The organism is Cellulomonas sp. Root137, assembly GCF_001426725.1.
Classification (GTDB): domain Bacteria; phylum Actinomycetota; class Actinomycetes; order Actinomycetales; family Cellulomonadaceae; genus Cellulomonas.
Genome location: NZ_LMFG01000001.1, coordinates 2,213,937 through 2,238,944 on the forward strand (window position 1 = coordinate 2,213,937; position 25,008 = coordinate 2,238,944).

Consider the following 25,008-nt stretch of genomic DNA (forward strand, 5'->3'; position numbering starts at 1 on the left):
TCACACCGTAGAAGACGCAGCAGGCCCGTGGAAGGTTGAGTGCTCGGTGGGGTGACAATGGAGGCATGACCCTGACGACTCCTGCGGTTCCGGCGCGCCCCGGCGCCGTGCTGCCGCCGCTGCGCATCGGGCCGCTGACCATCGACACCCCCGTCGTGCTGGCACCCATGGCGGGCGTCACCAACGCCGCGTTCCGTCGCCTGTGCCGCGAGTCCGGGGCCGGCCTGTACGTCGCCGAGATGGTCACGTCCCGCGCGCTGGTGGAGCGCGGCGAGGAGTCGATGCGGATCATCTCGCACGAGCCCGACGAGCGGCCGCGGTCCGTGCAGGTGTACGGCGTGGACCCCGCGACGGTCGGTGCCGCGGTCCGGCTCATCGCGAGCGAGGACCGCGCCGACCACGTCGACCTCAACTTCGGCTGCCCGGTGCCCAAGGTGACGCGCCGCGGCGGGGGAGCGGTGCTGCCCTGGAAGCGGGACCTGTTCCGCGCGATCATCACGGCCGCGGTCGACGCCGCGAAGCCCTACGGCGTCCCGGTCACGGTCAAGATGCGCAAGGGCATCGACGACGACCACCTGACCTACCTCGAGGCCGGTCTGGTCGCGCAGGAGGTCGGTGTCGCGGCGGTCGCGCTGCACGCCCGCACCGCCGCCGACTACTACTCCGGCACCGCGGACTGGGACGCGATCGCGCAGCTCAAGCAGACGGTCACCGACATCCCGGTGCTGGGCAACGGAGACATCTGGTCGGCTGAGGACGCCCTCGAGATGGTCGCGCAGACCGGCTGCGACGGCGTGGTCGTCGGTCGCGGCTGCCAGGGCCGACCGTGGCTGTTCGCCGACCTCGCGGCCGCGTTCGCGGGATCCGACGAACGGATCCGGCCGGGGCTCGGCTACGTCGCGACGATCGTCCGGCGGCACGCGGAGCTGATGGTCGAGCACTTCGGCGACGAGGGCAAGGCGCTGCGCGAGATGCGCAAGCACATGGCCTGGTACTTCAAGGGCTACATCGTCGGCGGGGAGACCCGGGCAGCGCTCGGCCTGGTGTCGACCATGGCCGAGCTCGACGAGCGACTCGCGCGGCTCGACCTCGACCAGGGATACCCGGGAGCCGGCGCCGAGGGGCAGCGCGGCCGCGCCGGGTCGCCCAAGCGCCCGCTGCTGCCGTACGGCTGGCTCGACTCCCGCGAGCTGTCCGAGGAGTTCGCCAAGGCCCTGCACGAGGCCGAGCTGAGCGTCTCCGGCGGCTGACGGTCTCAGGTGCGCCGGACCGTCACGGTGCGCGCGAGACGGTCGACTGCCGGGATCGTGGCGTCCGGGGCGCCCAGGGCGCGGGTGGTCACCGCCAGAGCACCCGTCGCCGAGGCGCGGGCGAGCGCGTCCTCGACCTGCAGGCCGTCCAGCACGCCGCTGAGCAGGCCCGCGAGGAACGCGTCACCAGCGCCGTTGGTGTCGACGACGGCGGCCACGGGAGCGGCCGGCACCTCGATCCACCCGTCGGCGTCCCGCGCGAGCGCCCCCGCGGCGCCGTCGGTGCAGACCGCGAGTCGGCACCCGCGCGCGACCGCGTCCGACAGGTACGCGCGGGGGTCGGCCAGCCGGGCGGCACTCACCAGCAGCACGTCGGCGGCTGCGACGAAGTCCCGCGGGTAGGTGCCGGCGCCGTCGTCGTCGTGCACGTCGCACCAGACGGGGACGCCGGCGGCGCGGGCGGCCGCGAGCAGCGGTCGGCTGTGGTCGGCCAGGTCGAGCACGGCCGCGTCGAGCCCGCCCAGGGCGGGCACGGGCCCCGGCTCGGGTGCGGGCAGCTCGAGGTAGAGCGAGACGCGTGAGCCGTCGTCGGCCATGAGGTTCACGTGCCGCTCGGTCCGCCCCACGGGCTGCACGACCAGCGAGAGGCGGGGCTGCGCGAGCGCCTCGCGGACGAGGCCGCCCTCGCGGTCGTCGCCGAGGGCGGTCCGCAGGGTGACGTCGACACCCAGCGCCGCGAGGGTCAGCGCCTTGCCGGCCGACGTGCCGCCGAGCCCGTCGTGGTGGCCGCTCGCGAACAGCGTCTGTGACCGCGGCTCCGGCAGGGCCGGGAGCCGGATGAGGGTGTTCCAGGACGCGGGGCCGTTGACCAGGACGCGAGGCACGCCGCCCACCCTAGGGCGTTAGGGTGTGCCGACCTGCAAGTTGCTGCAACGAGTTGCGGCCCACCCCCGGTGGTGACGATGACGCACCTGCCCGCCCGCGCGACCGCCCTGCTCGGCGCCCTCCTGCTCCTGGCCGGATGCAGCGCGCCACCGGAGCCCGCAGCGACGCGCACACGCGACGTCGGGGTCCAGATGTTCCAGTGGACCTGGCACGCCATCGCGACGGAGTGCACCGACAGCCTGGGACCGGCCGGCTACGGCTGGGTGCTCACCAGCCCGCCGCAGGAGCACGTCCTCGGCGAGGAGTGGTGGACCTCCTACCAACCCGTGAGCTACCGGGTGGAGTCGCGCCTCGGCACCCGCGAGGAGTACGCCGACATGGTGGCGACCTGCCACGACGCCGGCGTGGACGTGTGGGCCGACGCGGTGGTCAACCACATGACCGGGCAGGAGGCGCCGGGCACGGGCTGGGCGGGATCGTCCTACTCGCACTACGCGTACCCCGGCCTCTACACCGACGCCGACTTCCACCACTGCGGACTGACCCCCAACGACGACATCTCCGTCTACCAGGACGCCGCCCAGGTGCAGACGTGCGAGCTGGTCAACCTGGCCGACCTCGCCACGGAGACCGACCGCGTGCGGTCGACGATCGTCGCGTACCTGCAGGACCTGCTCTCGCTCGGCGTCGACGGCTTCCGCATCGACGCCGCCAAGCACCTGCCTGCGCAGGACGTCGCGGCGATCGTCGCGGGCCTGCCCGAGGGGACGGGCATCGCGCAGGAGGTCATCCGCGGCAGCGGCGAGCCGATCACGCCGGAGCAGTACCTGGCCAACGGCCGGGTCTACGAGTTCGCGTGGGGCAAGGACGTGCAGGGCGTGCTGGCGAGCTCGCCCGAGCGGGTCCTCGACCTGGGCACCACGTCCGGGTACGTGCCGTCCGACGCCGCGGTGATCTTCGTCGACAACCACGACACCGAGCGCAACGGCTCGACGCTCAGCTACGCCGACGCCGAGGACTACGCGCTGGCCACGGTGCTCATGCTCGCCGGCACGTATGGCACACCCGCGGTCTACACGGGGTACGCCTTCTCGGACCGCGACGCCGGACCTCCGCAGGACGCCGAGGGCGCGGTGCTCGACGCGTCGTGCGGCGCTGCTCCCGGCCCGGGCGCGGACCTCGCGGACGGCGACTGGGTGTGCCAGCACCGCTGGCCCGCGATCGCCGGCGTGGTCGGCTGGCGCTCCGTCGTGGGAGACGCGCCCGTCGTCGACGTCTGGTCCGAGGGCAGCGCGGTGGCGTTCGGCCGCGGCGAGCGCGGGTTCGTCGTCGTCAACTCCGGCGACGACGAGCTGCGCGCCGAGCTGCCGACGAGCCTGGCCGACGGCGACTACTGCGACGTGCTCGCGACGGGGGACTGCGCGGGGTCGACCGTGCAGGACGGCGTCCTCGCGGTGACCGTCCCGCCCAGGACCGCGCAGGCATGGGACGTGACCGCTCGCCCCTGAACACGAGAACGGCCCCGCCGCAGCGGGGCCGTTCCGGGTCCGATCAGACCGTGAAGCGCGCCCAGACGGTCGCGTCCGAGGGGACGAGCACCGTGCCGTCCGCGTCCACCGCGTGGTCGACCGACGCCAGCAGCACGTCGGCGCCCTCGGGCAGGACGACGGGCTCGGTGCCGAGGTTGGCGACGACCAGCACGTCCCGGTTGACGAACGCGATCACGTCGTCGCCCAGGCCGTGCAGCCACTCCATGCCGCCGGAACCGAGGCCCGACTCCCGGCGCAGCTGGAGCGCCGACCGGTAGGTCTCGTACGTGGAGCCGGCGACGCCGCGCTGGGCGTCCAGGGCGTACGACGCCCACTCTGCGGGCTGCGGGAGCCAGGTCACGCCGGTCGGGGAGAACCCGAAGCCGTCCGCGTCCGACGCCCACGGCAGCGGGACGCGGCAGCCGTCGCGGCCGCGCTCGGCGCCGCCGGTCCGGAAGAACGCGGGGTCCTGGCGCAGGTCGTCGTCGAGCGAGGTGTGGTCCGGCAGGCCGAGCTCTTCGCCCTGGTACAGGTACGCCGAACCGGGCAGGCCGAGCATGAGCAGCGACGCGCACCGCGCCCGGCGCAGGCCTAGGGTCTCGTCGGGCTGCTCGTCCCCGTGCCCGATGCCGTTGGGCCGCGAGCCCGGCTCCGCCAGGCCGAGGCGGGAGGCGTGCCGGACGACGTCGTGGTTGGACAGCACCCAGGTGGTCGGCGCGCCGACGGCGTCCGAGGCGCGGTAGGAGGCCTCGACGACGGTGCGCAGCGCCGGGGCGTCCCAGTGCGTGGCCAGGAACGCGAAGTTGAAGGCCTGCTGCATCTCGTCGGGGCGCACGTACCGGGTCAGCCGCGACAACGGCTCCACCCACGCCTCGGCGACGAGCGCACGGTCGCCCGGGTACTCGGCGAGCACCTTGTTCCACGCGCGGTAGATGTCATGCACGCCGTCCTGGTCGAACATCGGGCCCTGGTTGCCGGACCCCGACACCGCCTCCGTGTCGTCGGACCCCTCGATCATGGACACATGCCCGTCCCAGTCGGGCAGCCCGGGCGCCTTGACCATGCCGTGCGCGACGTCGATGCGGAACCCGTCGACCCCGCGGTCGAGCCAGAACCGCAGGACGTCCTCGAACTCGGAGCGGACCTCGGGGTGCTCCCAGTCGAGGTCCGGCTGCCGCGAGTCGAACAGGTGCAGGTACCACTCGCCGGGCGTGCCGTCGGGGTCGGTGGTCCGGGTCCAGGCAGGTCCGCCGAAGATCGACTGCCAGTTGTTGGGCGGCTCCGACCCGTCCACGCCCCGTCCGTCGCGGAACAGGTACCGGGCGCGCTCCGGGGAGCCCGGGCCGGCGGCCAGCGCGGCCTGGAACCAGACGTGCTCGTCGGAGGTGTGGTTGGGCACCAGGTCGACGATCACGCGCAGGCCGAGGCGGTGGGCGCGCTCGAGCATGGCGTCGAAGTCGTCGAGCGTGCCGAACAGCGGGTCCACGTCGCGGTAGTCGGCCACGTCGTACCCGGCGTCGGCCTGCGGGGACCGGTAGAACGGGGACAGCCAGACGGCATCCACGCCGAGCTCGGCGAGGTGGTCCAGGCGCGAGGTGATGCCGGGCAGGTCACCGATGCCGTCGCCGGACGCGTCCGCGAACGAGCGCGGGTAGACCTGGTAGATCACGGCATCCCGCCACCACTCGCCGTCGGGCGATCCGGCGGTGTGCACCAGGGTGCGCAGGGGTCGGGTGTCGATCGTCGTCATGCGGGCATGCCTCACTTCGGGGTGTTCACAGGGGGAGGCGCCGTTGCCGATCAGGGGATCTGATCAGACTACGGCGGGAGCCTCAGCGGTCACAGCGACCGAGGTCAGGGTGGTTGACGGGGCCGTGGGTGCGGCTCCGGTGGAGCTGCGGACGATGAGCTCGGGGTGGAACTTGAGCTCGGTGCGCGAGGCGGGGGTGCCGGTGATCTCGGCGACCAGGGCGGCGACGGCGGCGTGGCCCATGGCCAGGACGNATGAGCTCGGGGTGGAACTTGAGCTCGGTGCGCGAGGCGGGGGTGCCGGTGATCTCGGCGACCAGGGCGGCGACGGCGGCGTGGCCCATGGCCAGGACGGGTTGGCGCACGGTGGTCAGGGGCGGGTCGGTGAACGCGATCAGCGGGGAGTCGTCGAAGCCGACCACGGACAGGTCGCCCGGCACGGTCAGTCCGCGGGACCGGGCGCCGCGGATGGCACCGAGGGCCATGAGGTCCGAACCGCAGATGATCGCCGTGTGCCCGGAGTCGATGAGCTCGAGAGCGGCCGCCTGACCGCCCTCGACCGTGAACAGCGTGGTGACGACGTGGGGGTCGGGGTCGGTGATGCCGAGGTGGCGCTGCAGGTTCGCGGCGAACTCCACCCGTTTGCGGGCGGCCGGCACGAACCGTTCCGGGCCGATGGCCAGACCGATGCTGCGGTGGCCGAGCGACACGAGGTGGCGGAACGCGAGGTCGAGCGCCGCGGAGTCGTCGGTCGACACCGACGGTGCGTCGACACCCTCGGCATGCCCGTTGACCAGCACGATCGGCATGCCGCTGCTGCGCAGCCGGTGGTAGCGGTCCTTGCTGGTGGTGGTGTCGGCGTGCAGGCCCGAGACGAACACGATGCCGTCGACGTGGTGCTCGAGGAGCATCTCGACGTACTGGTCCTCGGTGGTGCCGCCGGGGGACTGGGTGCACAGCAGGGGGGTGTAGCCGCGTTCGGTGAGCATGGTCTCGATGACCNAGGAGCATCTCGACGTACTGGTCCTCGGTGGTGCCGCCGGGGGACTGGGTGCACAGCAGGGGGGTGTAGCCGCGTTCGGTGAGCATGGTCTCGATGACCTGGGCGAAGGCGGGGAACACGGGGTTGGACAGCTCGGGGACGACGAGGCCGACCAGGCCGGCGGAGCGGGTGCGCAGCTTCTCGGGTCGTTCGTAGCCGAGNGGCGAAGGCGGGGAACACGGGGTTGGACAGCTCGGGGACGACGAGGCCGACCAGGCCGGCGGAGCGGGTGCGCAGCTTCTCGGGTCGTTCGTAGCCGAGGACGTCGAGGGCGGCGAGGACGGCCTGGCGGGCCTGGGCGGACACGCCGTGCTTGCCGTTCAGGACCCGGGACACCGTGGCCGTGCTGACGCCGGCCTGCTCGGCCAGATCCGTCAGACGGGTACGCACGATGGGCACGGTGGGGGCCACGTCACTCCTTTGTCCGGGTCGCAACCGACGCGAGAAGCCGGAGGGATCGCCCTTAATCACGCTTCTGCAACAGTTCGCTGCAACTTACCGTAACGACTTGCAGCCGATGAGACAACGAGGTTACCGTCACGACATCACGCCAGCGCCGGTCGATCGTCGGGATCTGCCGAGCGGCATTCTCACGATCTAGGAGACTCACGATGCGACGGAGCATCCCCCTCACCGCTGCGGCCCTGGGCATCACGCTCGCCCTCGCCGCCTGCTCCGGGTCGGCCGACCCGGCTGACACGGAGACCAGCGCCGGCACCGACGCGACGGCCAGCGGCACGCTGACGATGTGGGTCGACGACACCCGCATCAACGAGATGGAGCCGGTCGTCGCCGCCTTCACCGAGGAGACCGGCGTCGAGGTCGAGCTCGTCCAGAAGGCCTCGGGCGACATCGGCAAGGACTTCGTCGCGCAGGTCCCGACGGGCGAGGGCCCGGACATCATCGTCTCGGCGCACGACGGCCTCGGCGAGTGGGTCAACAACGGCGTCGTGGCCCCCATCGAGCTGGGCGACAAGGCGGCGGACTTCTCGGACTCGGCCATCGCCGGCGTCACCTACGACGGCAAGATCTACGGCACGCCGATCTCCATCGAGAACATCGCGCTGGTCCGCAACAACGCGCTCCTCACGGAGACCACCGCGACGACGTTCGACGAGCTGGTCGCCCAGGCCAAGGGCACGGGCACCCCGTTCTCCGTGCTGATCCAGCAGGGCGAGGCGTCCGACCCGTACCACCTGTACCCGCTGCAGACCTCGTTCGGCGCCCCGGTGTTCGAGCAGTCCGCGGACGGCTCCTACACCGACACGCTCGCCCTCGGCGGCCCCGCCGGTGAGGCGTTCGCCGCGTACCTGGCCAAGCTGGGCACCGACAAGGTCCTCGACCTCGCGATCGACGGCGACAAGGCCAAGCAGGCGTTCCTCGACGGCCAGGCGCCGTACATGATCACCGGCCCGTGGAACACCTCGGCGTTCGCCGAGGCGGGCATGGACATCTCCGTGCTCCCCGTCCCGAGCGCCGGCGGCCAGCCCGCCCAGCCGTTCGTCGGGGTCCAGGGTGTCTTCATCTCGGCCAAGTCGGAGAACCCGGTCCTCGCCAACGAGCTCGTCGTGAACTACCTGTCCACCGAGGCCGCGCAGGACATGCTGTTCGCTGAGGGTGGCCGCATGCCGGCCAACGCCGCCTCCGCCGCCAAGGTCGAGGACCCGATCCTCAAGGGCTTCAACGACGCAGGCTCGACCGGTGCCCCCATGCCGGCGATCCCGGCCATGAGCACGGTGTGGGCCTTCTGGGGCGCCACCGAGGCGCAGATCATCAGCGGCCAGGCGGAGCCTGCCGGTGCATGGAACACGATGGTGACCAACATCCAGGACGCCGTCGACAAGGTCTGACGGTCCAGGACGTCCCGTCGGGTGGCGCGCAGCCGCCCGGCGGGATGTCCTTGCCCTCGCCGCACCGTCGCGGCGATCCCTGCAGCAGTGACCCGCGTCCCGGAGGACCCGCATGACCGACCAGCAGACCGTGGCGCCCCCCGCCCCTCCGGAGGAGCCCGGCACCAGGTCGCCGCGCCGCTCGCGCGGTGACGGCTCGCATGCCCGGAACTTCTCGGCGGGCTTCCTCGCCAAGCTCGTGCTCGTCGCCCTCGTCGACGCGCTGGGCGTCTACGGCATCCTGACCGCGCTGGCCGTGGAGTCCTGGGGCATCGTCGCGTTCCTCGCCCTGGCGCTCGTGGTCGTGAACTGGGTCTACTTCTCCCGCCGCGCGGTCCCCGGGAAGTATCTGGTCCCCGGACTGCTCTTCCTGCTGGTCTACCAGCTGTTCGTCATGGCCTACACCGGCTACGTGGCGTTCACGAACTACGGCGACGGCCACAACTCGACCAAGTCCGACGCGATCGAGTCCATCGCGATCCAGACCGAGACCCGCGTCGAGGGCTCCCCGACGCTGCCGGTGACCGTGGTGCGCAGCGGCGACGAGCTCGGCTTCGCCATCGTGCAGGACGGCGAGGTGGAGGTCGGTACGGCCGACGAGCCGTTCGCGCCTGTCGACGGCGCCTCGGTCGACGGTGACCGGGCCACCGCTGTCCCCGGCTGGGAGGTCCTCGGGTTCGCCGGGATCGCCGAGGACCAGGAGGCGATCACCGCCCTGCGCGTCCCGCTCTCCGACGACTCCGCCGACGGGTCGGTGCGCACCCAGGACGGCTCGACCGGATACGTCTACCAGCCGACGCTGGTGTACGACCCCGAGACCGACACGTTCACCGACACGGCGACGGGCGAGACGTACACCCCGTCGGACTCCGGCAACTTCGTCTCGGAGGACGGCGACCGGCTCACCCCGGGCTGGCGGGTCGGTGTCGGCTTCGACAACTTCACGCGCGTCTTCAACGACCCCCGGCTGACGGGGCCGTTCCTGCAGATCACCGCCTGGACGTTCGTGTTCGCCGCGCTGTCGGTGGCCACCACGTTCGCCCTCGGGCTGTTCCTCGCGATCGTGTTCAACGACCCGCGCGTCCGCGGCCGGAAGGTCTACCGGTCGCTGCTGATCCTCCCGTACGCCTTCCCGGGGTTCCTCTCCGCGCTGGTTTGGAAGGGCATGCTCAACCCGAAGTTCGGCTACATCAACGAGGTCCTGCTGGGTGGTGCGGACATCCCGTGGCTGACGGATCCGTGGCTGGCCAAGGTGTCGATCCTCATGGTCAACCTCTGGCTCGGCTTCCCGTACATGTTCCTGGTCTGCACCGGCGCGCTGCAGTCGATCCCGGAGGACACCATCGAGGCCGCGCGCATCGACGGTGCGGGCAGGATGCGCATCCTCCGCTCCATGACGCTGCCGCTGCTCATGATCTCGGTGGCGCCGCTGTTGATCTCCTCGTTCGCGTTCAACTTCAACAACTTCACGCTGATCTACATGCTGACCGGCGGCGGCCCCAACTTCGTCGGGACACCGGTCGTGGTGGGCCACACCGACATCCTCATCACGATGGTCTACTCCGTGGCCTTCGAGAGCGGGACCAAGCAGTACGGCCTGGCGAGCGCGCTGTCGATCCTGATCTTCGTGGTCGTCGGCCTCATCGCCTGGCTCGGCTTCCGCCGCACCCGCACCCTCGAGGAGATCTGAGATGGCCGACACCGCCGTGAAGCGGGACCTGCAGCTGCGTGGGCGGCGCTGGTGGCTCGAGGTCGGCTGGCGGCACGTCGTCGCCATCGTGACGATCGCGGCCTGCATCCTGCCGCTCCTCTATGTGCTGTCGGCGTCCCTGAACCCGGGCGGCACGCTGACCGGGTCGAACCAGCTGTTCCGCACGATCGACCTGGAGAACTACCGCGACCTGTGGGGCCGGGGCTACGGGAGCTGGTTCGTCAACTCCCTCGTGGTCTCCACGGTGACCGCCGTGGGCACGGTCCTCATGGGCGGAGCAGCGGCGTACGCGTTCTCGCGGTTCCGGTTCCAGGGCCGGCGGTCCAGCCTGACCGGCCTGCTGATCGTGCAGATCTTCCCGCAGATGCTGGCCTTCGTCGCGATCTTCCTGCTGCTGCTGTCGATCGGCGACGTGTTTCCGGTGCTCGGCCTCAACAGCCGGTTCGGGCTGATCGCGGTGTATCTGGGCGGCGCGCTCGGGGTGAACACGTTCCTCATGTACGGGTTCTTCAACACCGTGCCGCGGGAGCTGGACGAGGCGGCGAAGATCGACGGCGCCACCCACGCGCAGATCTTCTGGACGATCATCCTGCGGCTGGTGGCGCCCATCCTCGCCGTCGTCGGGCTCCTGTCGTTCATCGGGACGTTCGGGGAGTTCATCGTCGCGAAGGTCGTCCTGCAGCGGCCCGAGGAGTTCACGCTCGCCGTGGGGCTCTACTTCTGGGCTGCCGACGAGCGGACGGCGAGGTGGGGCCTGTTCGCGGCGGGTGCCGTGCTCGCGGCCATCCCCGTGATCCTCCTGTTCCTCTTCCTGCAGAAGTACATCGTCGCCGGCCTGACGGCAGGCTCGGTCAAGGGGTGACGTCAGTGCACCTGCTCGGCGATCCCCACCACGACGGCTCGCCTCTGTACGCGCCGCCCGGGGCCGCCCTCGGTGAGCGGGTGCCCGTCCGGGTGCGCGTCCCTGCCGAGAACGCCGAGCGCGCAGTCTGGCTGCGCACGGTCCGGGACGGGGAGCCCCGGCTCGAGCAGGCGCGGCTGGACCGGGTCACGGAGCACGAGCGCTGGTACGTCGCCGACGTCCTGGTGCACAACCCGCTCACCAGCTACCGGTTCCTGCTCGACGAGGCCGGTGGGTACCGGTGGCTCAACGGCCGCGGGACACACCGCCGTGACATCCCGGACGCCGCGGACTTCCGCCTCACGGCGCACGACCCGGCACCCGCGTGGCTCGACTCCGCGATGGTCTACCAGGTGTTCCCGGACCGGTTCGCCCGCTCCACCGGGCACCATGGCGAGCCCGTCGGCCCGGCGCCGGACTGGGCCCGTCCCGTGCCGTGGGGGACGGAGCCGGCCGCGCTCGGACGCGACACGTCCGCGCAGTGGTTCGGTGGCGACCTGCCGGGGATCGAGTCGCGGCTGGACCACCTGCAGCGCCTCGGCGTCGACACCCTGTACCTCACGCCCGTCTTCCCGGCGCGGTCCAACCACCGCTACGACGCGAGCACGTTCGACCACGTCGACCCGCTCCTCGGCGGCGACGCCGCGCTCGCGTCGCTGTCCGCCGCCCTGCACGCGCGGCGGATGCGCCTGGTCGGTGACCTCACCACCAACCACACCGGCGCGGGCCACGAGTGGTTCGTCCGCGCGCAGGTGGACCCGTCGAGCGAGGAGGCCCGGTTCTACTACCGGACCGACGAGGAGCCCGGGTACGTCGGCTGGCTGGAGCACGCGTCCCTCCCGAAGCTCGACTGGTCCGCTCCCGGACTGGCGGCGCGCATGGTCGACGGTCCCGACTCGGTCATCGCCCGGTGGATGCGCGAGCCGTTCGACCTCGACGGCTGGCGGATCGACGTCGCCAACATGACCGGCCGCTACGGCAGCCAGGACCAGACCCACGAGGTCGCCCGGATGATCCGCGCCACGATGCGCGCGCACAACCCCGAGGCCGTCCTCGTCTCGGAGCACTTCCACGACGCCAGCTCGGACATGGGCGTCGGCGGCTGGCACGTGAACATGAACTACTCGGCGTTCACGCGCCCGGTGTGGTCGTGGCTCGTGGAGCCGGACAGCAGCCTGCCGTTCATCGGGATGCCGGTCCCCGTGCCCCGCCGGGGCGGGCGCACCATGGTCGACTCGATGCGGGACTTCGACGCGGTCGTGCCGTGGTCGGTGACGCGGCACCAGTGGAACATGCTGGCGTCGCAAGACACGGCCCGACTGCACACGGTTGTCGGTACCCGGGAGCGCGTCGAGGTGGCCGCCGCCATGCTCTTCACGTACCCGGGCACGCCCGTGGTGTTCGCGGGCGACGAGGGTGGCCTGACCGGGTCCAACGGGGAGCAGGCCCGCGCCAGCATGCCGTGGGACGACATCGACGCCGGCGGTGGCTCGCACTGGGACGGCAGCACGTTCGAGACGTACCGGCGCCTCGCCGCGCTGCGCCGGTCCTCGGGCGCCCTGCGCACCGGCGGGCTGCGCTGGGCCGTGGTCACCGACGACGCGGTGGCGTTCCTGCGCGAGACCGCCGAAGAACGCGTCCTGGTGCTCCTCGCGCGGGCGCCCTGGGCGGGCGCCGCGCTGCCGGGTCACCTGCTCGAGGCGGCGTCGGCGCAGAACCTCTACGGCGGCGCCGACCTGCCCCTCGTGGACGGGGCGCTCGCCCTGCCATGAGCTCGGGGTGGAACTTGAGCTCGGTGCGCGAGGCGGGGGTGCCGGTGATCTCGGCGACCAGGGCGGCGACGGCGGCGTGGCCCATGGCCAGGACCGGTTGGCGCACGGTGGTCAGGGGCGGGTCGGTGAACGCGATCAGCGGGGAGTCGTCGAAGCCGACCACGGACAGGTCGCCCGGCACGGTCAGCCCGCGGGACCGCGCGGCGCGGATGGCACCGAGGGCCATGAGGTCGGAGCCGCAGATGATCGCGGTGTGGCCGGAGTCGATGAGTTCCAGGGCGGCGGCTTGACCGCCTTCGACCGTGAACAGCGTCGTGACCACGTGCCCGTCGGGGTCGGAGATGCCCAGGTGGCGCTCGAGGTTGGCAGCGAACTCGTGGCGCTTGCGGGCGGCCGGCACGAAGCGCTCGGGGCCGATGGCCAGCCCGATGCTGCGGTGGCCGAGGGAGATCAGGTGGCGGAGGGCGATGTCCAGGGCGGCGGAGTCGTCGGTGGAGACCGAGGGGGCGTCGACGCCGTCGGCGTGACCGTTGATCAGGACGATGGGCATCCCGCGGCTGCGCAGCCGGTGGTAGCGCTCCTTGGACGCGGTGGTGTCGGCGTGCAGCCCGGAGACGAACACGATGCCGTCGACGTTGTGCTCCAGGAGCATCTCGACGTACTGGTCCTCGGTGGTGCCGCCGGGGGACTGGGTGCACAGCAGGGGGGTGTAGCCGCGTTCGGTGAGCATGGTCTCGATGACCTGGACCGCCGTGGGCCGACCCNACACGATGCCGTCGACGTTGTGCTCCAGGAGCATCTCGACGTACTGGTCCTCGGTGGTGCCGCCGGGGGACTGGGTGCACAGCAGGGGGGTGTAGCCGCGTTCGGTGAGCATGGTCTCGATGACCTGGGCGAAGGCGGGGAACACGGGGTTGGACAGCTCGGGGACGACGAGGCCGACCAGGCCGGCGGAGCGGGTGCGCAGCTTCTCGGGTCGTTCGTAGCCGAGCACGTCGAGGGCGGCGAGGACGGCTTGGCGGGCCTGGGCGGACACGCCGTGCTTGCCGTTCAGGACCCGGGACACCGTGGCCGTGCTGACGCCGGCCTGCTCGGCCAGATCCGTCAGGCGGGTACGCACAGGCGGCAGCGTAGGGGACACCTGACCTCCTCGTCCGTCGCCGTTCATGATGTCGCTGCGAGAGCGTTGCACACTCGCGCGCGCCGGTGGGGGACGGTCCGCCGGGCATCGGCTGAGACCACCCCGTCGGCCCCGCTCGTTACGCTGGCCCCGTGACCGCACTGGACCAGTCCCTCGACGTCGACGGCTACGTCGACGCCGACCGGGAGCGCTGGGTGCAGGAGCCGGTCAAGTCCCGTGAGCGTACGGCGTTCGAGCGCGACCGCGCACGTCTGGTGCACTCCTCGGCGCTGCGGCGGCTGGGGGCCAAGACGCAGGTGCTCGGGCCGTCGTCCGACGACTTCGTGCGCACGCGGCTCACGCACACGCTCGAGGTCGCGCAGGTGGGCCGGGAGATCGGCAAGGCGCTGGGGTGCGACCCCGACATCGTCGACACCGCCTGCCTCGCCCACGATCTCGGGCACCCCCCGTTCGGGCACAACGGGGAACGGGCGCTCGCGCACCTGGCCAAGGACATCGGCGGGTTCGAGGGCAACGCGCAGACTCTGCGCCTGCTCACCCGGCTGGAGCCCAAGGTCGTGGCCCCCGACGGGCGTGCGGTCGGGCTCAACCTCACCCGCGCCAGCCTCGACGCCTCGGTGAAGTACCCGTGGCGGCACCTGCAGGGTCCCGTCAGCGCGGCCAGCGGGAGACCGACGCACAAGTTCGGCGTCTACGAGGACGACCTGCCGGTGTTCGAGTGGCTGCGCGAGCATGCTCCGGACGGCCGCAAGTGCCTCGAGGCGCAGGTCATGGACCTGGCGGACGACATCTCCTACTCCGTGCACGACGTCGAGGACGCCGTCGTCGGCGGGCGCCTGGACCTCGAGGTGCTGGCCGTCCCGGAGGAGCGCGACCGCGTGGTCGAGGCCGTGCAGACCTGGTATGGCGACGGGGTGAGCGCCGACGGCCTGCAGGACGCGATGGACCGGCTCCTGGCGGCTCAGCTGTGGCGCCCGGGTTTCGACGGCTCCCGCGCCGCGCTGGCCTCGCTCAAGGACTCCACCAGCCAGCTCATCGGCCGGTTCGCCAAGGCCTCCCAGCTGGCCACCCGGCAGGAGTACGGGCCGGGGCCGCTCACCCGGTACGCGGCGGACCTGATCGTGCCGCACGAGACCCTCGCGGAGATCCTGGTGCTCAAGGGCCTCGCGGTCGCCTACGTGATGGCCCCGCGTGAGCTCGAACCCCTCTACCACCGGCAGCGCGAGGTCCTGGTGGACCTGGTGCACGTGCTGTCCGACCGGGCGCCGATCGCCCTCGAGCCCCCGTTCGCCGCGGACTGGGCGGAGGCGGCCGACGACGGCGCCCGCCTGCGCGTGGTGATCGACCAGGTGGCCTCGCTCACCGACGTCTCGGCGGCCGAGCTGCACGCGCGGCTGGTCCACCCGCCCCGGCACGGCGGCCCTGCGGCGCTCGTGTGAACCCGGTCTTCCGGGTGGGCGCCGACGCCTAGACTCCTCGCGTGGCAGGACGCATCCGGCGGGAGGACGTGGAAGCGGTCCGCGAGCGTGCCCACATCGAGGAGATCGTCGGGCAGCACGTCACGCTGAGGTCCGCGGGCGTGGGCTCGATGAAGGGCCTGTGCCCGTTCCACGACGAGCGCTCACCCTCCTTCCACGTGCGCCCCCAGGTCGGCCGCTACCACTGCTTCGGCTGCGGCGAGGGCGGCGACGTCATCGACTTCGTGCAGAAGGTCGACGGCCTGGGCTTCTCCGAGGCGGTCGAGTACCTGGCCGGCAAGGTCGGGCTGCAGCTCCGGTACGAGGAGGGCGGTGCGCCGCGTCCCGGTGAGGAGCCCGGCAAGCGTCGTCGGCTCATCGAGGCGCACAAGGTCGCCGAGGAGTTCTACCGCGAGCAGCTGAGCACCCCGGCGGCCGCAGCGGGCCGTCAGTTCCTCGCTGAGCGGGGGTTCGACCGCACGGCAGCGGCCGACTTCGGCGTCGGGTTCGCGCCCCAGGGCTGGGACTCGCTCATGCGCCACCTGCGCGGTCGCGGGTTCACCGAGGCGGAGCTCACGCTCTCCGGGCTGGTCAGCCAGGGGCAGCGCGGCGTGTACGACCGGTTCCGCGGCAGGCTGGTCTGGCCCATCCGTGAGGTGACGGGGGAGACCGTCGGCTTCGGGGCGCGCCACCTGTTCGCCGAGGACCAGGGACCCAAGTACCTGAACACCCCGGAGACCCCGCTCTACAAGAAGTCGCACGTGCTCTACGGGATCGACCTGGCCAAGCGGGACCTGCAGCGCGACAAGCGCGTCGTCGTCGTCGAGGGGTACACCGACGTCATGGCCATGCACCTGTCGGGCGTCGGCACCGCCGTCGCCACGTGCGGGACCGCGTTCGGCTCGGACCACGCCCGGATCGTGCGCCGGCTGATCGGCGACTCGGGGTCCAGCGGGGGAGTGCAGCTGGCGTCGGGGGCCTCCGTCGGCGGGGAGATCATCTTCACGTTCGACGGTGACGCGGCCGGCCAGAAGGCGGCGCTGCGGGCGTTCGGCGAGGACCAGTCGTTCTCCGCGCAGACGTTCGTCGCCGTCGAGAAGTCGGGCATGGACCCGTGCGAGCTCCGCCAGGCGAAGGGACCGGACGCCGTCCGCGCCCTGGTGGCCGGCCGGACCCCGCTCTACGAGTTCGTCATCCGTTCCACCCTCGCGTCGTACGACCTGCGCACCGCCGAGGGCCGGATCGGCGCGCTGCGGGCGGCGGCTCCGATCGTCGCGGGGATCCGCGACGCCGGGCTGCGCCCCGAGTACACGAGGCTGCTGTCGGGCTGGCTGGGGATCGACGACCAGGACTCCGTACGCCGAGCGGTGCAGGGCGCGTCCCCGTCGACCCGACCCGCCGCCCCCCGCACCGAGCGCCCGTCGTCCGAGCCGGTGCAGGTGCCGGTCGCCCGCATGCCCGTGCCGGACCGCCGGGACCCGGTCGCGCAGATCGAGCGGACCGCCCTGGAGGTCGTGCTGCAGCGCCCCGACCTCGTGGCCCCGGACTTCGACGAGCTGCCGTCCGACGCCTTCGGCGCCCCCGCGTACCGCGCCGTGCACGAGGCGATCCGCGCGGCCGGCGGACTGACCGTCGCGCGCCCGCTGCTGCAGAGCTCGGGCGGATCGACCGGCTGGGTGGGGGCCGTGATCGAGCAGGCGGCCGAGCCGGTGCGCGCGCTGGTCACCGAGCTGGCCGTGGCCCCGTTGCCCGAGGACCGGCCGGAGTCGCTCGAGGGGTACGTGAAGGGCGTCGTGCTCCGCCTGGTGGAGATCGGGTTCACGCGGCACATCGCCGATCTCCGCGGACGCCTGCAGCGGATGGACGCCGAGGCCGACCCGGCCGCCTACCAGGCCGCGTTCGCGGAGCTCGTCGAGGTCGAGGGCCGCCGCCGGAACCTGCGGGAGAGCGCCTGACATAGGTGAGGCAATCCTGCGTTACCGCAGGTCAGGGCAGGCTTTGCTTCGATGACAAGCCGCCCCGGGGTGCCTACCGTGGAGGTATGACCGTCCTCCAGACGCACCGACCGGCCCCCACGCTGAGGAGCCTGAACTGGCTGCGCGCCGGTGTCCTCGGCGCCAACGACGGCATCGTCTCGGTCGCCGCGACCGTGCTCGGCGTCGCCGGCGCGGCCACGCCGGTGGGCACGATCGCACTCGCGGGCATCGCCGCGCTCGTCGCCGGAGCGTTGTCCATGGCGGCGGGGGAGTACGTGTCGGTGAGCAGCCAGCGCGACGCGGAGCGGTCCGCCGTGCGGCGCGGGCGGGTGCTGCCGACGCTGGTGGTGACGGGTCCCGAGGAGTACACGAACCCGTGGCACGCAGCCGTGGCGTCGCTCGGCGCGTTCCTGGTCGGCGGGCTCGTCCCGTTGCTCGTCGTGCTGGCCCCCTGGGGTGCCGTGCGGGCGCCGGCCACGTTCGCCGCGGTCGTCGTCGCGCTGGTCCTCACGGGACTGGTCGCGGCGCGGTTCAGCGACGCAGAGCCGCGGCGGGCCGTGGTCCGCAACGTGCTCGGGGGCTCGATCGCGATGGCCGTGACCTACGCGGTGGGCTCGCTGGTCGGGCTGTCGATCTAGCCGCTCACCGCAGCGGGACGAGCCCCGTGGCGCCGGTCGTCGGCAGGAGTGCGTGCACCGCCGCGGTGACGGTCATGGCCCGGATGGAGAGCTGGCCGCCGTAGTAGGACAGGAACGCGGTGTCGGTGGCGTCCCGGCCCGTGGCGATCCGGACCAGCGACTCGCGCGGGGCCAGCCTCGTGGCGTCGACCACGTGCCACGCACCGTCCACGTAGGCCTCCGCGACCGCGTGGAAGTCCATGGGCTTGAGCCCGGGCGCGTAGACGGAGGCGAGGCGGGCGGGCACGTCCTTGGCCCGCAGCAGCGCGACGACGAGGTGTGCGAAGTCGCGGCACACGCCCCGGCGCTTGAGCAGGGTGTCCGTGGCGCCGTCGGTCGGCAGGCTCGAGCCCGACAGGTACGTGACGTGCCCGGTGACCCAGGCGACGACCGCGTCGAGCAGCTCGGGGCCCTCGAGGCCCTTGAACTGGTCCCGGGCGAAGGCCAGGAGCCGGTCGGAGTCCGCGTAGCGGCTGGGCCGCCGGTACTCGACCAGGTCGACGTCCTCGATGGCGGGCAGGTCGGCCTGGCCGGTGATCGTGGCCTGGTAGTCGACCACCAGACGGCCCGCCGGAGCGAGCACGCGGTGCATGCGACCGCCGTGGGCCGTCTTGATCTCGGAGACGTCCATCGGGCCGTCCTCGTGCCGCACCGAGAGGATCTCGGAGCGGTCGTAGGCACCGTCCGCGACGGCGACGGAGAGCAGGATCTCGAGCGGGGTGCGCACGTCCAAGGACAGGTGCGAGGTGACGGTGCGCAGCACGGCCGGGGGTCCTTTCCCGGCCATCGGCGGCCGGACCATCCAAGGGGGCAGGCGCAAGTGTGAGGCTCGCGGGGCCATCCGTCCAGCCCGCGGACACACCCCCGTGAAGGTGCAGGTCAGGGCGTTCTGCGACGGCGGCCGGGGGGCCGGGACGACGGCCCCGGAAGGCGGTCCCGAACCCCCTGGAATCCTTCGGCATCCTCGCTCGTTATGTCACACGAGAATGATGACGACTAGTGGTGAGGAGCACCATGACGCGACGGACAGCAGGCCGTGTGGAGTTCGAGGACGAGCAGGGCCAGATGGTCCGGTACGTGCGCCACGAGAACGGCCGAGGCCCTGTCGCCCCGACGGCGCGGGTCCACGAAGGGGCCTGGCTGGCGGAGACCGCGTACGTCGAGGCCGGCGCGATCATCGGCGACGGCTCGCGCGTGGGAGCGGGGAGCTGGATCGACGCGGGCGCGGTGATCGGCACCGACGTGCTGGTGGACCGGAACGTGCACGTGGGACCCGGCACGCACGTCGGGGACGGCGCACGGATCGGCGCGGGCGCACGCCTTGGACGGGACGTCCTGGTGGAGCCGCGCGCACGCGTCGAGGCCGACCAGGTGGTCGACGACGGCGGTCGGGTGCGACGTCGCAGCTCCGGGTACGGGATGGCGGCCTAGCGCTGCTGGTCTAGCCTGGCGCGTGGCCGACCGGAAGGAGATCGACGTGGTGCTCATCGGCGCTCACGTGCGCGGCGACGACCCGGTGGCGGCGGCCGCCGAGACGGGTGCGGACAGCGTGCAGCTGTTCCTGGCGGACCCCCAGGGCTGGAAGAAGCCGGTGCCGCGCGACGACGCCGACGCGCTGGTCGCCTCCGGCCTCGGGGTGTACGCGCACGCGCCCTACCTGGTCAACGTCGCGTCCACGAACAACCGGATCCGCATCCCGAGCCGCAACATGATCGCCCAGCACGCGGCCGCGGCGGCGAGCCTGGGCGCACGCGGGCTCGTGGTCCACGGCGGTCACGTGGGCGACGGCGACGACATCGCTGTCGGCATCGACAACTGGCGCAAGACGTTCGAGCGCGCCACGTTCCCCGTCCGCGTGCTCGTCGAGAACACGGCCGGCGGGGAGAACGCGTGCGCGCGCACTCTCGACCGGATCGCGATGCTCTGGGACGCGATCGGTCAGTACGACGTCGGCCTCTGCCTGGACACCTGCCACGCCTGGGCCGCGGGCGAGGACCTCGAGACCGTCGTGGAGCGCGTGCGCGCCATCACCGGCCGGGTCGACCTCGTGCACGCGAACAGCTCACGGGACCCGGCGGCGTCCGCGCGGGACCGGCACGCGGGCTTCGCCTCGGGCACGATCCCGCCCGAGCTCATCGCCCACGTGGTGCGTGAGGCCGCGTGCGACGCCCTCGTGGAGACCCCGGCCGAGACCCAGGCCGAGGACATCGCGTTCCTGCGGGCGGCGCTCGCCGGCTGAGCGTCAGTCTCAGGCTCTCGTCCGCACCACCGTCAGGTCCGGCCCGGGGAACACGAGCGTCTCGTGCCCGTCGTCGAACCGCACGACGTACGGGCCGTCCGCGCCACGCGCCTCGATCACCGTCCCGCCGCGGTCCGCCGTCCCCACGGTCCGGCCATGGATGACGACCTTGTCACCGACCTCTGCGTGCATCGTCCTCACCTCACTGCCCAGGCTAGGACGACTGGCACGGACACGTCGCGTCCCGTGGCAAAGTTCGTCCAGCAGGACGATCTACGAGACCTCGTGCAGCGGTGGGACGGGCACCCGGGCGCGCGCGGCCGCGGGGCTGCGCAGATCGCTCAGGGACACGCCGATGCCGTAGGTGAGGAACTGCCCCACCGGCTGGATCTCGATGATCCGGCACTCGGCGCGGCGCTCGGGCGGGACCAGGGACGCCAGCCGCTCCGGTGCCTCCGGCATTGCTCCGGCCGGGTGCACGACCGCCGTCGCGTGGAAGCTCACCGTCGCGGGCGGGATCGGGAGGACGAGGGACAGCAGCCCTCCGCGCCGCACCGGCACGGTCACGGCGAGCCGTCCGTCGTCCGCGAGGTGTCGCGCCTTCCAGCTGTCGGGCGCCACCGCGACGTACATCCGGCCCCCTGTCGCGACGTAGACGACGCCGCTGGACCGCGGCTCGCCCGTCGGCGTCAGATGGCTGAGCACCGCGAACGACGCCCTCTCGATCGCGCGCCACACGTCCTCGCTCGTCGGCCGGTGCGCCGGCCCGTCCTCGCGCTCCACGGTCCTCATCCCTTCGTCCTGGCGACGTCGCCTGTGCCGTCCGACCAGCGTGTCGCCGGACTGCCGCGCACGGCAGGGCCCAAGGTCCCTCGCGCGCGACGGCGGAGGCGTCGACCGAGTCGCAGGAGGCGGCGACTCGGGTCACGACACGCCGCAGACACGGTGGGTGGCGTCCCTCGGGGGTGTGAATGGAGGGGTGAAGGCGTGGGACGTTCGTCCCATGACTGCCAGTCAGAGGCGATGCTGGGGCCATGGGAAACGACGAGGCGACCTGGCGCATCGACGTCACCGACGGCGACATCCGCGCGGCGAAGCGGGCCTGGCAGGACGCCAGCGAGCGCGGCACCGACAACGACGAGATCGCCAGCCGGTATGCGACCTACCGGCAGCTCGTGGTCGGTCAGGCTCAGCAGATCGCCGACGACTTCCGCGCGCGCCGGGTGGGCTGACGACAGACGCGGTGCGCACGTAGGTCTCCAGGCCGGGAGGCGCGGGACTGGATGGTCATCGGGCGAGTCCGGCGATGGCGGCCGCGGTCATCCCCGCCGCGGTGTGCTGCACGAGGTGCCGATGGCGGGGGATCTCGACGAGCGTGCCCGCGACCGCCGCCGATGCCAGCTGCGCACACCACGGACGGCGGGCGACAGGGTCGTCTTCGCCGCGGATCACCAGGGTGGGGGCGATGACCCTGCGCAGCGCCTGGTCCGTCCGGTACGCCAGCATCGGAGCCAGCTCGGTCAGGTACCAGCGAGGGCCGCACCGCAGGTAGTCCAGGAGTGCCATGGCATTGCCCGAGGGTGGCTCCTTGACCGCGTCGCGCACGAGGTCCCGAGCCTGCGAGAGCGGGCGCGCACGTGCCGGATCGGTGACGGGCCCGATGAGCACCAGGTGCGTGACGAGATCGGGGCGCTGCGCCGCGAGCTCCGTGGCGAACTGAGCGCCCATCGAGTGACCGACGAGAGTCACGCGGTCCAGTCCCATCGCGTCCAGCGCTCCGCCGATCAGCGCGGCCCCCTCCTCGATGGTCAGCGGGCCGTCCGGCTTCGGCCTGCCGCCGAAGCCGGGCAGGTCGACGCAGTGGGTCGTCCCGGTGCGTCGCAGCTCGCGCCCGAGGCGCTCGAGGTAGCGGTGGGACATGCCCAGGCCGTGCACCAGGACGAAGGCGGGTGCGTCGGTGTCGCCGTCCGAGGACAGCACCGCCAGCTCGTGCTCCCCGACCCGCACGACGTGCCGGAGGAGTCCCGAGATGGACGCGGTGGTACCGGTCGCAGCGTCGGGAAGGGCCGGCCGTCGAGGCATGGAGGCTCCGGACGTGGTGGGGGAGGCGGTCGAGACGAGTCCGCCAGCGGACCCGACCCCGCTTCCGCGACCGCGTCAGTATGCGGCCCGGTCGTGTCCTCCGCCCGCCACGCCGCATGCCACGCGGTCACCCGGCGTGTCGCACATCTGCGTCGACTGGCTGCCCCGGGCCCCTGAACGGGAGCGGCGCGTACTCACTTTGGTCCTTTCGGCTACGCACGCCGTTCACAAGGTGCCGAAGGTCCTGCCTTCCGTGCGCTACCCGCGGCGAGCCTGGTCCGGTTCGCGCCGGCAAGAGGCGCACCAGCCGAGGAGGGCACATGGCGGTCAACGCCGCAGGAGAGATGAGGGCGTCGAACCTGACGACGACCCGGCGATGGTTGGTCCTCATCCTGGTGAGCGCAGGCAGCTCGACGATCTACGGGCCGGCGTACCTCAAGAACGCGTTCTACGACGCCCAGCAGGTCGCGCTCGGCCTGACGAACACCCAGATCGGTGCGTTGCTGTCGGCCTACGCGATCACCGCGACCATCTGCTACCTGCCCTCGGGCCTGGTCGCCGACCGGCTGCGGATGCGGACGCTCTCGGCGACCGGGTTCCTGCTCACCGCCGCCCTCACCTTCTGGTACGCGACGCTGCCGTCGTTCAGCACGCTGCTGCTGATCTTCGTCGGCATGGGCCTGAGCACGATCCTGCTGTGGTGGGGGGTCCGCTACAAGCTGGTGCGGCTCATCTCCGAGGAGAGCGAGTACTCGCGCAACATCGGCGTCAGCTACGGCATCTACGGAGCCGCGGGCTTCCTGGTGGGGCTGGTCGGCACGCTGATCCTGGCCCAGATGGGGTCGACGTCTCCCGAGGCGTTCCGCGCGTTCCTGCTGTTCTACGCCGCCCTGCTGCTGGCGCTCGGCGTGCTCTCGATCGTGTTCATCCCGAAGTTCGTCGGCGAGGTCGGTGAGTTCCGCAGCGTGAAGGAGGTCGTCGTCGACGCCCTCGGGGCGCTGTCCAACCCGGTCGTCCTCATCACCGCGATCACGGTCTTCTTCGTCTACTTCTTCTACACGGGCGTCAACTACGCGACCACGTACCTGGGGTACCTCGGCGCGGACGGCACGTTCAACAACATCACGAGCGTGCTGCGGCAGTACGGGGTGACCCTCCTCGCCGGGCCGATCTTCGGAGCGCTGGCGCACAAGGCCAAGCGACCGTCGCGGGTGATCTGGATCGGCTCGCTGATCGCGGCCTTCGGGATCGCCTTCCTGGCGATCGTCCCGGTGCCGGCCTCCCTGCCGGCCGGCACCGGGATGATCGTCGGCGTCGCGTCGATCGGCGTGGCGCTCGGCTTCATCGCCAACGGCGTGTTCGGCATCGTGTCGAGCCAGCTGACCGAGGGCAAGGTCTCCCTGGCGGTGTTCGGCGCCGCGACGGGAGTCGTGTCGCTCGTCGGCTTCCTGCCCGACACGTTCTCGAGCACCTGGTTCGGCTCGATCATCGACGACGCTGCGGCGGCCGGAGACGAGGGGTCGGCCTACCCGAAGATCTTCTGGATCCTCGCGGCCAGTGCCGTCATCGCGGCCCTGTGCGCCGCCGGACTGGCGATGTACGTGAAGCGGAACAAGGTTCGCCTCGACGAGGCGTACACGAAGGCCGAGGAGCTTGCGGCGGCCGCGGCTGCGGCGCGGGACGAGCACGAGGCCGTCGCCGCGCGATGAGCACCACCGACGTCACCCCCTTGCTGACCGAGCGCATGCGCGAGGTCCTGCGGCTGCAGTCCGTCCGTTCGGGGGCGGAGCCGTCCGGCGCCGCGGACCCCGCGGAGCAGCGCATCCGGTACGCCACCGAGCGGGCGTACTGGAACGAGGGCGGCCCCGCGATGGTCGCGACGTCGGAGGAGATGGTCGACGGACCCTACGGACGGCTCAGGGTCCGGTGGTACCACCCCGGCGGCGACGCCCGCTCCTGTGTGGCCTACCTGCACGGGGGTGGGTTCGTCGTCGGGGGGCTCGACACGCACGACCGGATCATGCGGACGCTCGCGGCGGCCGCCGGATCCGTGGTGGTCGGTGTGGACTACTCGTTGTCGCCTGAGGCGAAGTTCCCTCGAGCGGTGCACGAGTGCGCCGCGGCGGCGCGCCACATCGCTGATCGTGCCGAGCAGCACGGGGTCGCCGGCGGACGGGTCTCGTTCGCCGGCGACTCCGGGGGCGCCAACCTCGCCCTCGCGACGACGCTGTGGCTGCGGGACCACGGCGGGCCGGTGGTCGAGTCGCTCGTCCTGTACTACGGCCTGTTCGGGCTGCGGGACTCGCGGTCCCGGCGTCGGTACGGGAACGAGTGGGACGGCCTGACGCCGGCAGACCTGGAGTCGTACCTGGACGCGTACACGTCCGCGCCCGCGGACCTCACCGACCCGTACCTGGACTGCCTGGGCGCGGACCTGTCGACGGGGCTGCCGCCGACCTACCTGCTGGGCGCGACCCTCGACCCCTTGCTCGACGACACGCTCGCCCTGGCCGACGCGCTCACCGAGCACGGCGTCCCGCACCGGGTGCGACAGGTCGACGGTGTCCTCCACGGCTTCCTGCACTACTCACGTCTGCTTCCCGAGGCGCGTGACGCCCTCGCCGAGGGGGCCGCGTTCCATCGATCCATCGTCGACGCCGCACGGCTCGTCGACCACTGACACCCGCACAGACACGCGAAGGGCACCT

General features: G+C 72.1%; 20 protein-coding genes and 4 pseudogenes. 14 read left to right on the plus strand and 10 right to left on the minus strand.

The features are described 5' to 3' along the window. The first annotated feature begins 65 nt into the window (after positions 1-65). The gene (gene dusB, locus ASD18_RS10410; RefSeq protein WP_056090272.1) at positions 66-1,250 is read left to right on the plus strand and encodes a tRNA dihydrouridine synthase DusB; all 1,185 of its coding nucleotides are present in this window, start codon (positions 66-68) and stop codon (positions 1,248-1,250) included. Between the two features lie 5 nt (positions 1,251-1,255). Here dusB and ASD18_RS10415 read toward each other — a convergent pair whose 3' ends face one another. Beyond that, on the minus strand, positions 1,256-2,134 hold the full coding sequence (locus tag ASD18_RS10415; RefSeq protein WP_056092028.1) for a carbohydrate kinase family protein: 879 nt from the start codon (positions 2,132-2,134) through the stop codon (positions 1,256-1,258). 78 nt (positions 2,135-2,212) lie between these two features. On the opposite strand from ASD18_RS10415, the gene ASD18_RS10420 reads away from it, so the two are divergent. After that, positions 2,213-3,643 carry an alpha-amylase family protein gene (locus tag ASD18_RS10420; protein WP_056092031.1) on the plus strand — a complete coding sequence of 477 codons (1,431 nt, stop codon included), beginning with the start codon at positions 2,213-2,215 and terminating at the stop codon, positions 3,641-3,643. Positions 3,644-3,686: 43 nt separating this feature from the next. Here ASD18_RS10420 and ASD18_RS10425 read toward each other — a convergent pair whose 3' ends face one another. The 3 genes and pseudogenes from ASD18_RS10425 to ASD18_RS21535 form a co-directional block, all read right to left on the minus strand. Continuing rightward, a complete protein-coding gene (locus ASD18_RS10425; RefSeq protein ID WP_056090275.1) occupies positions 3,687-5,414 on the minus strand; it encodes a glycoside hydrolase family 13 protein in 1,728 nt (575 codons plus the stop codon). 254 nt (positions 5,415-5,668) lie between these two features. Beyond that, positions 5,669-6,415 (minus strand): annotated as a pseudogene (locus ASD18_RS21530) (substrate-binding domain-containing protein); the annotation flags it as partial. Positions 6,416-6,617: 202 nt separating this feature from the next. Next, positions 6,618-6,845: pseudogene (locus ASD18_RS21535) on the minus strand (LacI family DNA-binding transcriptional regulator); the annotation flags it as partial. A 221-nt stretch (positions 6,846-7,066) separates the two neighbouring features. Between ASD18_RS21535 and ASD18_RS10435 the strand changes: the two are divergent. The 4 genes from ASD18_RS10435 (at position 7,067) to ASD18_RS10450 (ending at position 12,728) form a co-directional block, all read left to right on the plus strand. Further along, positions 7,067-8,305, plus strand: coding sequence for an extracellular solute-binding protein (locus ASD18_RS10435; RefSeq protein ID WP_056090278.1), 1,239 nt, complete (start codon positions 7,067-7,069; stop codon positions 8,303-8,305). 112 nt (positions 8,306-8,417) lie between these two features. Continuing rightward, positions 8,418-10,034 (plus strand): ABC transporter permease subunit, encoded by a 1,617-nt coding sequence (locus ASD18_RS10440; RefSeq protein WP_056090281.1) that lies wholly within the window; start codon positions 8,418-8,420, stop codon positions 10,032-10,034. A 1-nt stretch (position 10,035) separates the two neighbouring features. Continuing rightward, a complete protein-coding gene (locus tag ASD18_RS10445; RefSeq protein ID WP_056090285.1) occupies positions 10,036-10,917 on the plus strand; it encodes a sugar ABC transporter permease in 882 nt (293 codons plus the stop codon). After that, positions 10,914-12,728, plus strand: coding sequence for a glycoside hydrolase family 13 protein (locus tag ASD18_RS10450; protein WP_200938519.1), 1,815 nt, complete (start codon positions 10,914-10,916; stop codon positions 12,726-12,728). Before ASD18_RS10445 ends, ASD18_RS10450 begins: the two co-directional genes overlap by 4 nt. Here the strand turns inward: ASD18_RS10450 and ASD18_RS20740 are convergent. Both ASD18_RS20740 and ASD18_RS21040 read right to left on the minus strand, forming a co-directional pair. Then, a pseudogene (locus ASD18_RS20740) lies at positions 12,703-13,492 on the minus strand (substrate-binding domain-containing protein); the annotation flags it as partial. The gene ASD18_RS10450 and the pseudogene ASD18_RS20740 sit on opposite strands and share 26 nt — an antisense overlap. A gap of 1 nt (position 13,493) precedes the next feature. After that, positions 13,494-13,896, minus strand: a pseudogene (locus ASD18_RS21040) (LacI family DNA-binding transcriptional regulator); the annotation flags it as partial. Positions 13,897-14,009: 113 nt separating this feature from the next. On the opposite strand from ASD18_RS21040, the gene ASD18_RS10465 reads away from it, so the two are divergent. From ASD18_RS10465 to ASD18_RS10475, 3 genes are all read left to right on the plus strand, one after another. Further along, positions 14,010-15,308 (plus strand): deoxyguanosinetriphosphate triphosphohydrolase, encoded by a 1,299-nt coding sequence (locus ASD18_RS10465; RefSeq protein ID WP_369817283.1) that lies wholly within the window; start codon positions 14,010-14,012, stop codon positions 15,306-15,308. Between the two features lie 41 nt (positions 15,309-15,349). Continuing rightward, positions 15,350-17,281 (plus strand): DNA primase, encoded by a 1,932-nt coding sequence (dnaG, locus tag ASD18_RS10470; RefSeq protein WP_056090300.1) that lies wholly within the window; start codon positions 15,350-15,352, stop codon positions 17,279-17,281. An 86-nt stretch (positions 17,282-17,367) separates the two neighbouring features. Further along, positions 17,368-17,940 (plus strand): VIT1/CCC1 transporter family protein, encoded by a 573-nt coding sequence (locus ASD18_RS10475; RefSeq protein WP_056090301.1) that lies wholly within the window; start codon positions 17,368-17,370, stop codon positions 17,938-17,940. Positions 17,941-17,944: 4 nt separating this feature from the next. On the opposite strand, the gene ASD18_RS10480 is transcribed toward ASD18_RS10475, so the two are convergent. Continuing rightward, positions 17,945-18,742: a transglutaminase family protein gene (locus tag ASD18_RS10480; protein ID WP_056090304.1), complete on the minus strand. Its 798-nt coding sequence runs from the start codon at positions 18,740-18,742 to the stop codon at positions 17,945-17,947. A gap of 251 nt (positions 18,743-18,993) precedes the next feature. On the opposite strand from ASD18_RS10480, the gene ASD18_RS10485 reads away from it, so the two are divergent. Together ASD18_RS10485 and ASD18_RS10490 are read left to right on the plus strand one after the other, a co-directional pair. After that, on the plus strand, positions 18,994-19,410 hold the full coding sequence (locus tag ASD18_RS10485; RefSeq protein WP_056090306.1) for a hypothetical protein: 417 nt from the start codon (positions 18,994-18,996) through the stop codon (positions 19,408-19,410). Positions 19,411-19,456: 46 nt separating this feature from the next. Next, complete coding sequence (locus tag ASD18_RS10490) at positions 19,457-20,218, plus strand: deoxyribonuclease IV (RefSeq protein ID WP_200938601.1); 762 nt, start codon at positions 19,457-19,459, stop codon at positions 20,216-20,218. Between the two features lie 9 nt (positions 20,219-20,227). On the opposite strand, the gene ASD18_RS10495 is transcribed toward ASD18_RS10490, so the two are convergent. Both ASD18_RS10495 and ASD18_RS10500 read right to left on the minus strand, forming a co-directional pair. Continuing rightward, entirely contained in the window at positions 20,228-20,410 is a 183-nt protein-coding gene (locus ASD18_RS10495) for a DUF1918 domain-containing protein (protein ID WP_056090309.1), read from the minus strand. Positions 20,411-20,491: 81 nt separating this feature from the next. After that, the gene (locus ASD18_RS10500; protein WP_056090312.1) at positions 20,492-21,010 is read right to left on the minus strand and encodes a pyridoxamine 5'-phosphate oxidase family protein; all 519 of its coding nucleotides are present in this window, start codon (positions 21,008-21,010) and stop codon (positions 20,492-20,494) included. A gap of 242 nt (positions 21,011-21,252) precedes the next feature. On the opposite strand from ASD18_RS10500, the gene ASD18_RS10505 reads away from it, so the two are divergent. Then, positions 21,253-21,450, plus strand: coding sequence for a hypothetical protein (locus tag ASD18_RS10505; RefSeq protein ID WP_056090316.1), 198 nt, complete (start codon positions 21,253-21,255; stop codon positions 21,448-21,450). 55 nt (positions 21,451-21,505) lie between these two features. On the opposite strand, the gene ASD18_RS10510 is transcribed toward ASD18_RS10505, so the two are convergent. After that, complete coding sequence (locus ASD18_RS10510) at positions 21,506-22,300, minus strand: alpha/beta fold hydrolase (RefSeq protein ID WP_082573757.1); 795 nt, start codon at positions 22,298-22,300, stop codon at positions 21,506-21,508. 320 nt (positions 22,301-22,620) lie between these two features. Here ASD18_RS10510 and ASD18_RS10515 point away from each other — a divergent pair, with 320 nt between their 5' ends. Further along, on the plus strand, positions 22,621-24,009 hold the full coding sequence (locus ASD18_RS10515) for an MFS transporter (RefSeq protein ID WP_056090319.1): 1,389 nt from the start codon (positions 22,621-22,623) through the stop codon (positions 24,007-24,009). Next, entirely contained in the window at positions 24,006-24,980 is a 975-nt protein-coding gene (locus ASD18_RS10520) for an alpha/beta hydrolase fold domain-containing protein (protein ID WP_056090322.1), read from the plus strand. Before ASD18_RS10515 ends, ASD18_RS10520 begins: the two co-directional genes overlap by 4 nt. Positions 24,981-25,008: the final 28 nt, after the last annotated feature.

Bases quoted from the DNA above. Each gene is read 5' to 3' on its own strand.
- dusB (WP_056090272.1), top strand. From the start codon at position 66: ATGACCCTGACGACTCCTGCGGTTCCGGCGCGCCCCGGCGCCGTGCTG.
- ASD18_RS10420 (WP_056092031.1), top strand. From the start codon at position 2,213: ATGACGCACCTGCCCGCCCGCGCGACCGCCCTGCTCGGCGCCCTCCTG.
- ASD18_RS10425 (WP_056090275.1), bottom strand. From the start codon at position 5,414: ATGACGACGATCGACACCCGACCCCTGCGCACCCTGGTGCACACCGCC.
- ASD18_RS10435 (WP_056090278.1), top strand. From the start codon at position 7,067: ATGCGACGGAGCATCCCCCTCACCGCTGCGGCCCTGGGCATCACGCTC.
- ASD18_RS10440 (WP_056090281.1), top strand. From the start codon at position 8,418: ATGACCGACCAGCAGACCGTGGCGCCCCCCGCCCCTCCGGAGGAGCCC.
- ASD18_RS10445 (WP_056090285.1), top strand. From the start codon at position 10,036: ATGGCCGACACCGCCGTGAAGCGGGACCTGCAGCTGCGTGGGCGGCGC.
- ASD18_RS10475 (WP_056090301.1), top strand. From the start codon at position 17,368: ATGACCGTCCTCCAGACGCACCGACCGGCCCCCACGCTGAGGAGCCTG.
- ASD18_RS10485 (WP_056090306.1), top strand. From the start codon at position 18,994: ATGACGCGACGGACAGCAGGCCGTGTGGAGTTCGAGGACGAGCAGGGC.
- ASD18_RS10495 (WP_056090309.1), bottom strand. From the start codon at position 20,410: ATGCACGCAGAGGTCGGTGACAAGGTCGTCATCCATGGCCGGACCGTG.
- ASD18_RS10500 (WP_056090312.1), bottom strand. From the start codon at position 21,010: ATGAGGACCGTGGAGCGCGAGGACGGGCCGGCGCACCGGCCGACGAGC.
- ASD18_RS10505 (WP_056090316.1), top strand. From the start codon at position 21,253: ATGGGAAACGACGAGGCGACCTGGCGCATCGACGTCACCGACGGCGAC.
- ASD18_RS10510 (WP_082573757.1), bottom strand. From the start codon at position 22,300: ATGCCTCGACGGCCGGCCCTTCCCGACGCTGCGACCGGTACCACCGCG.
- ASD18_RS10515 (WP_056090319.1), top strand. From the start codon at position 22,621: ATGGCGGTCAACGCCGCAGGAGAGATGAGGGCGTCGAACCTGACGACG.
- ASD18_RS10520 (WP_056090322.1), top strand. From the start codon at position 24,006: ATGAGCACCACCGACGTCACCCCCTTGCTGACCGAGCGCATGCGCGAG.